This window comes from Sphingomonas azotifigens NBRC 15497, from assembly GCF_002091475.1.
Lineage (GTDB): Bacteria > Pseudomonadota > Alphaproteobacteria > Sphingomonadales > Sphingomonadaceae > Sphingomonas > Sphingomonas azotifigens.
On the sequence record NZ_BCTR01000115.1, the window covers coordinates 1 to 1059 of the forward strand.

General features: G+C 66.8%; 2 protein-coding genes. Both read left to right on the forward strand.

The features are described 5' to 3' along the window. A partial coding sequence (locus SAZ01S_RS22980; RefSeq protein WP_139810215.1) for an ArdC family protein occupies nucleotides 1-805 on the forward strand: 805 nt, incomplete at its 5' end. Further along, on the forward strand, nucleotides 802-1011 hold the full coding sequence (locus SAZ01S_RS22985; protein WP_084584655.1) for a sigma factor-like helix-turn-helix DNA-binding protein: 210 nt from the start codon (nucleotides 802-804) through the stop codon (nucleotides 1009-1011). The genes SAZ01S_RS22980 and SAZ01S_RS22985, both read left to right, overlap by 4 nt. Nucleotides 1012-1059 lie beyond the last annotated feature (48 nt).

Below are 1059 nucleotides of genomic sequence, written 5' to 3' on the forward strand. Positions count from 1 at the left end.
CGCCGCGGCGTGCGGCTGTACAATGCCTGCCAATGCCGTGACCGGGCGGCGCTATTCGGGGATCAATGTGCTGATCCTCTGGGCGGCGGTGATCGAGGGGCGGTATGGCTCGCAGCGCTGGCTGACCTTTCGACAGGCCCAGGCGGCCGGAGGCACCGTGCGGCGGGGTGAGCGGGGCACGACGATATGTTATGCGGATCGCTTCACGCCCAAGGACGAGGCCGAGCGGGCGCGCGACGAGGATCGCGAGGCGCGGCAGCTGGCGTTTCTGAAGCGGTTCACCGTGTTCAATGTCGACCAGTGCGAGGGATTGCCCGAGCGACTGACTGCGGTGCAGCAGGGCGAATCTGTGGCCGAGGCCGACCGCATTCAGGCTGCGCATGCGCTGATGGAAGCGTGCGGGGCGGATATCCGGATCGGGGGTGGGGATGCCTATTACAGCCCGGGCGGCGACTATGTCCCGGTGCCGCCGCAGCTGGCGTTTTACGACCGCATCAACTGGTATCGCACCGTGCTGCACGAGCTGGGGCATTGGACCGGGCATCGATCGCGGCTCGACCGCGACCAATCCGGCGCATTCGGCAGCCCAGCCTATAGCCGGGAGGAGCTGGTCGCCGAGATGGCAAGCGCGTTTACCTGCGCATCGTTGGCGATCCGGCCAACCGTGCGGCATGCCGATTATATTGGCAGCTGGCTGGCGGTGCTGCGCGAGGACGAAAAGGCGATCTTCCGGGCGGCGAGCGCTGCAAGCAAGGCGGCGGATTACCTGCTCGGCTTCACGTCGGACGAGGAGGCGGTCCAATGATGCGCTGGCTTCGTCTGCGGCGGATGCGTCGTGCGTTCCGGGCACTTCCCGAGCGCGACCGGGCGATCTTCGGATCGGTGAGATTCGACGACCGTGATTACGTGGAAACGGCCGAATTGCATGGCTGCACAGTAGAAGAGGTCGAGCAGACCGTCGCCCGCGTGCTGATCGCGCTCGGTCGGGCGGAGCGGGGCGAACAGCCATGAGCGATGCCACACCTCGCCCGGTCAAACCGGGCGAGGTGTACGCCGCAG